Below are 5,606 nucleotides of genomic sequence, written 5' to 3'. Positions count from 1 at the left end.
TATCTAATGAAAAATTTATGAATATACAAAAGAAACTACTAGAAAGATATGGAGTAGATGAAGCCGAAATAGAGAGACAGCTAAAAAGCATGGGCATAAATCCAAATGACTTAAACAGCATGGGTTCTATGAACATAAACGATATAAGAAATTATACTATGAATTCAAATAACAACAGAAGTCAGGATTCAAAGATAGAGGTAGTTCCTAAAGACGATATAAAGGAGACAATTGTAAAGAATTCAGATTTTTACAATAAATTTTCAAAGAGACTTGAATACGATAGCTTCATAATAAGCTACCTAAAAAACGACGTAAACGACCTTAAAATCGTAATAGACAAAGAAAATGTAACATTGATGAGTGAAGGAAGCATAAACCTTGTCGACTCACAGCTAAATGAATTTTTACTAGATTACAAAAACATGATAGGTAAGAAGATGAAGGTTAAAATCTGTGAAAACTGCAAAGAATACGATTATTAAAGATAAAACGACGAGGGTGATTTTTTCTCGTCGTCTCGATTTTTTAAGAGAAAGAAGGCCTACAAAATAGAACTAAATCTATTTTATAGGCCTTCTCTCTTTTGAAGTGTGTGTTTTTAGTTATTTATAATGAAAATTTCTTAATTAGCTTAACACCATTTTGAACCATACTATTCAAAAATACTATATTCAAAAGATCTCCTGGATGAACAAATGGTATATCATAGGTATCTACCAAATTCATAGGGACTACGATGTTTTTGTTAATATTTTTTTCATTAAAATAAGCCTTTAGAGTCACTGCAAATTGATATATACATATATCTGTACAGTCACCAACAACCACCACATTATCTATATCGTCCAATATATTAACATCCATAGCAAAGAATCCATTTGTAGAATTTTTTGGTATAATTTCAAGGTTCTTGATATCTAAAAGCTCGTCTACCACCTTGCATTCTTCAGTATCTACTAGACAGTGGACAGGGTAGCTGTTTAATTCTACAGAATTCTTATCGTGAGTATCTGTAAAGGCTATAATCTTGTTTAACTTTTCCTCCAAAGGTTTTACAAATTCGTAGATAGGATTTATAAGAGATTTTATCCTATCAGAATATAGAGCTCCTTCTTTGGCAAATCCGTTGTTTATATCTACTATAAATAAAGCAGTTTTACTTAGATCGTAGTCAGCTAAATTTTCAATAGGTAAATTATCTAAGTTTTTTTGTAAAACTTCAAATTCTTTAATTATGTTATCCATTTGTAACCTCCACAATAATTTAATAAAATTGTATAATTTTCTTTTAAATATGTCAATAGGTATTGCTAATTTATTGTATTAATTGTTTAATATATAGTATTTTTACAATTGTAATATTAGCTTTCAAAAGTTAATCATTGACAATAGTATTTATTATTTTAGGGTAGTTTGTAAAAATACCGTCTACCTTGAACTTTATGAGCTTTCTCATTATAGTTATAGAATTGACAGTGTAAACCTGTACTAAAATGTCCTTTTTATGAGCTTCGTCTACAAATTCCTTGTTCACTAGATCGTAAGAAGGATGTATATAAGTGCATTTGCAGTCCTTACATGTCTTTAGTGCTTTTTTTAAGCCACCTCGTTTAAATGTAAGGGCGCTTACTAAATAAGCAGTTTTGATTTTGCTGTTTAGCTTGCTCAATTTTTTTAGGCTTTTTACGTTGAAAGTTGATATTACAACTCTCTTTTCCATTTTGTATTTTTTGACTAATGCCACAACGTCCTTTTCTATATCCTTGTAAGCTATTTTGTTGTTTTTTAATTCTATATTTAGATTTAAATTTGTAGGCTCTATTAATTCTAAGACCTCATCCAAAGTAGGAATTTTACACTCTGGATTGTCTTTATATTCATCGTCCTTTATAGTAAGCTCTTTTATTTGTTCAAGAGTTAATTTTTTTATATATCCCTTTCCGTCAAACATTCTGTCTACAGTTTCATCGTGGTGAACTACTAAAATGCCGTCTTTAGTTTTATGAACGTCTAGTTCAATTCCGTAGACACCTAAGTCTAGGGATTTTTTAAAAGCGCATATAGTGTTTTCAGGGAAAAAACCACTATTGCCCCTGTGAGCGTATATATTCATATTATTCCTCCTCATAAACCTTGCTAGTTGCTTTAATTAACTGTTTTATGTCTTAATGAGTATAAACATTGGTAGTATTTAGCTGTTCCAGTTGGCTATTTCCTCAGCTAGGTTGTTTAAGTACTCCCAACGTTCGTATTTTATCTGTAATTCTTCCTCTAGTTTGGTTTTTTCGTTTATTATTTCTTGTAATTTTGTAAAATCTGTTGCAAATTTTGCAGTATCTTCTTCTAGAGAAGCTATTTTATTTTCTATTTTTTCTATATCTTCATCTATAGTGTCGAATTCTCTCTGCTCGTTGTAAGAGAATTTAGGTTTATTTTTAGCTTTAGGCTTTTCCTTTTTAGGCGATTGAGGTTTAGGCTTTTCTACCTTTTCCTCCTCGAATTCTTCAAATTCTATGTTTTCTTCTTCTCTGTAATTTAAATAATCGCTGTAGTTACCTGTGTAGATATGGATATTTCCGCGACCTTCATATGCAAAGATCTTATTGCAGACTCTATCAAGAAAGTATCTATCATGGGAAACGCAGATAATTACACCGTTAAAATCATCTAAATAGTCCTCTAAACGGCTTAAAGTATCTATATCCAAGTCATTAGTAGGCTCGTCTAGTAAAAGAACATTAGGAGCCATCATAAGGACTCTAAGCAGCTGAAGTCTTCTTCTTTCTCCACCAGATAAATTTCTAATATGAGTGTACTGTAAAGTCCCGTTAAATAGGAATTTTTCACACATTTGTGAGGCAGTTATTTTATATCCATCTGCAGTAGTTATATAGTCGCTTTCTTCCTTGATATAGTCGATAGCTCTCATATCAGGGTGCATCTTAGATGTATCTTGGTTGAAGCAGCCTATTTTTACAGTTTCACCTATAGATATACTACCGCTGTCTGGCTTGATTTCTCCGTTTAGAAGTCTTATCAAGGTAGATTTACCAAGTCCGTTTCTGCCGACTATACCGATTCTATCTGTACGAGCTAGAGTGTAGTCTAAATCGTCTATATATGTTCTTCCGTCGAAGGATTTAGATAGGTGCTCTATTTCTATTATTTTTTTGCCAAGTCTACTGCTTCCTACAGAGATTTCTAATTTGTCTTCAGGAACGTAGACAGTTTTATTTGATAGCTCATCAAATCTTTGAAGTCTAGCCTTTTGCTTTGTAGTTCTGGCTTGGGCACCGCGTCTTACCCATGCTAGCTCTTTTCTAAGTAGGTTTTGGCGTTTTGCCTCCATTGACTCAGCTAGCTGAAGTCTAGCCATTTTTTTCTCTAGAAATACAGAGTAATTTCCTTCATAGCTGTATAAGGTTCCTTTATCTAGCTCTAGTATTCTATTAGTTACACGGTCTAGGAAATATCTATCATGTGTAATCATAAGTATAGATCCCTTGAAGGAATTTAAATAAGTTTCTAGCCAATCGATTGTGTCGTTGTCTAGGTGGTTTGTAGGTTCATCTAAAACAAGTAGCTCACAAGGAGTTATAAGAGCAGATGCTAGAGAGACTCTTTTTCTCTGTCCACCTGAAAGCTCCTCTACCTTTTGATCGAAATTTGTGATTCCAAGCTTAGTCAATACAGTTTTTGCGCTGCTCTCTAAGTCCCAAAGGTTTAGCGCATCCATTTTTTCCTGTAATTTTAGGAGCTTTTCGTTTAGCTTTTCGTCGTAGGATTTGTTGATTTTGTCTAGGAGGTCTTGATAATCTCCTATTATCTTCATTTCCTCACAAGTCCCCTTAAATACCTGCTCCAAAACAGTCGCGTTTTCGTCGTAGTAAGGGTTTTGTGGAAGGTATTCGATTCTAACCTTGTTTGCCTTTGTGATAGTTCCGCTATCTTCTACCTCAGCTCCAGCTATTATTTTAAGTAGGGTAGACTTACCTGTTCCGTTTACACCGATTAATCCGATTTTTTCTTTATCGTTTATCCCTAGAGAAATATTCTCCAGTAATTTTTTTTCAGAGTAGCTTTTGCTAATATTTTCCAATGTTATTAAATTCATCGTTCTCACCTTTATATAAAATTTTAATTTAAATACTTGACGATAAAATTATTGTAAAGATTACCATCAAGGTATAAAATTTAAGTAATAAATATTTGTCTTTATAAAATCTACATTATATTATAACTCATAACACTAAATTAGACTAATAATATTGACAAATAAAAATAAAAATATAAATATAAAATATTGAGTATTAGAGAATTTTAAAATTTGGAATTTTATGTGGGATTTGGAAATAAATTTAGAAACTAGCTTTATGAAAGGGGAAAAATATGAGAGTATATATATCACAATTAGTAGAAACAGAAAAAATAAAGCCAATACTTGAAAAGTACGATGTTGGTCTAGAAATTGTATTATTTGCAAGTCCATACTGCTTAGATAGACAGGATGAGTTTATAGAAAATTATAAAGAGGAATTGGGAGATCTATATGGAAAAATAGATATATCCATACACGGTCCTTTTGTCGAGCTGTGTGCAGGAACTCGTGACGAGCTAATAGCTAAGGTCTCAAATTACAGGATGCAGCAGGCATACGATGTCGCTAAAAAGATGAATGCAAAATATATAGTTTACCACAATGGATATTATCCAAATACTTATAGCTATATTGAATGGATGCAAAATGCCCCTGTATTTTGGAAGAATTTCCTTGGGGATAAGAAAGACGACGGTATAAAGGTTCATATCGAAAATGTATTTGAGGACGACTACTTTATATTAAACGAGCTTATGGAGGAAATATCAGACGATAAGACATCTCTATGTCTAGATGTCGGCCATGTAAATGCTTATTCTGATATAGATGTGATGGAGTGGATTAAAATCTTAAAAAAATACATAAAACACATGCATATACACAATAATTGTGGCGATAGAGATTCACACCTTGGAATAAACAAAGGCGATATAGATATTATAGAAATTCTAGATATTATAAAAGATAAGGATATTACAATTTCTCTTGAAATAGGCGATTTAGATCAATTAGAGGAATCTCTAGAAATACTTTATAAAAATGGATTTATAGGATATAGAAAATAAAAAAGAGGAGAAAATTTATGAATATAGGAGTTTTAGGTTGTGGGAAGATGGGCTCAGTCGTAGCCAAAAAGCTTCCAGAAGATGCAAATAAAATAATTGTAGACAGAAATGAAGAAAAGCTCGAAGCCTTGAGCAAAATTATAGATTGCAAATTCTCTACGTCTATAGACGCACTAGCTGATGCAGATATAGTGGCTGTGATACTTCCAGAATCAGAGGTAAATAAAAATGTAGAGAGCATCTGTAAAATAGCAAGGGACGGTGCAATAATTTTAAATATGTCTACAAATGGAGCAGTCGACGATAGCATAAAAGACAGCTATAAAAGCATAAATATAATTGAAACTAAAATAATAGGTCAGTCTTCTATGATAGAAAAATCTAAGGCTCCATCAGCTATAGTAATAGGAAGCCAGGATAAAACTATAGTCGACAAAATA

General features: G+C 32.1%; 6 protein-coding genes. 3 read left to right on the top strand and 3 right to left on the bottom strand.

The features are described from left to right. A partial coding sequence (locus tag SPD90_RS10975; RefSeq protein WP_320925254.1) for a DUF3867 family protein occupies nt 1-485 on the top strand: 485 nt, incomplete at its 5' end. Between the two features lie 124 nt (nt 486-609). Here SPD90_RS10975 and SPD90_RS10970 read toward each other — a convergent pair. The 3 genes from SPD90_RS10970 to SPD90_RS10960 all read right to left on the bottom strand — a co-directional run bounded on the left by SPD90_RS10970 (nt 610) and on the right by SPD90_RS10960 (nt 4,117). Further along, nucleotides 610-1,248, bottom strand: coding sequence for an isochorismatase family protein (locus SPD90_RS10970; RefSeq protein WP_320925253.1), 639 nt, complete (start codon nt 1,246-1,248; stop codon nt 610-612). 130 nt (nt 1,249-1,378) lie between these two features. Next, nucleotides 1,379-2,116: a glycerophosphodiester phosphodiesterase gene (locus tag SPD90_RS10965; protein WP_320925252.1), complete on the bottom strand. Its 738-nt coding sequence runs from the start codon at nt 2,114-2,116 to the stop codon at nt 1,379-1,381. Between the two features lie 78 nt (nt 2,117-2,194). Beyond that, nucleotides 2,195-4,117, bottom strand: a complete 1,923-nt coding sequence (locus SPD90_RS10960; protein ID WP_320925251.1) for an ABC-F family ATP-binding cassette domain-containing protein — start codon at nt 4,115-4,117, stop codon at nt 2,195-2,197. Nucleotides 4,118-4,392: 275 nt separating this feature from the next. On the opposite strand from SPD90_RS10960, the gene SPD90_RS10955 reads away from it, so the two are divergent. Both SPD90_RS10955 and SPD90_RS10950 read left to right on the top strand, forming a co-directional pair. Further along, nucleotides 4,393-5,166 (top strand): sugar phosphate isomerase/epimerase family protein, encoded by a 774-nt coding sequence (locus tag SPD90_RS10955; protein WP_320925250.1) that lies wholly within the window; start codon nt 4,393-4,395, stop codon nt 5,164-5,166. Between the two features lie 17 nt (nt 5,167-5,183). Continuing rightward, nucleotides 5,184-5,606, top strand: a 423-nt coding sequence (locus SPD90_RS10950; protein WP_320925249.1) for an NAD(P)-binding domain-containing protein, incomplete at its 3' end; no start/stop codon positions are given.

It is taken from the genome of Intestinibacter sp., from assembly GCF_034113885.1.
GTDB lineage: Bacteria > Bacillota > Clostridia > Peptostreptococcales > Peptostreptococcaceae > Intestinibacter.
This window is presented reverse-complemented; position numbering and strand designations above follow the sequence as displayed.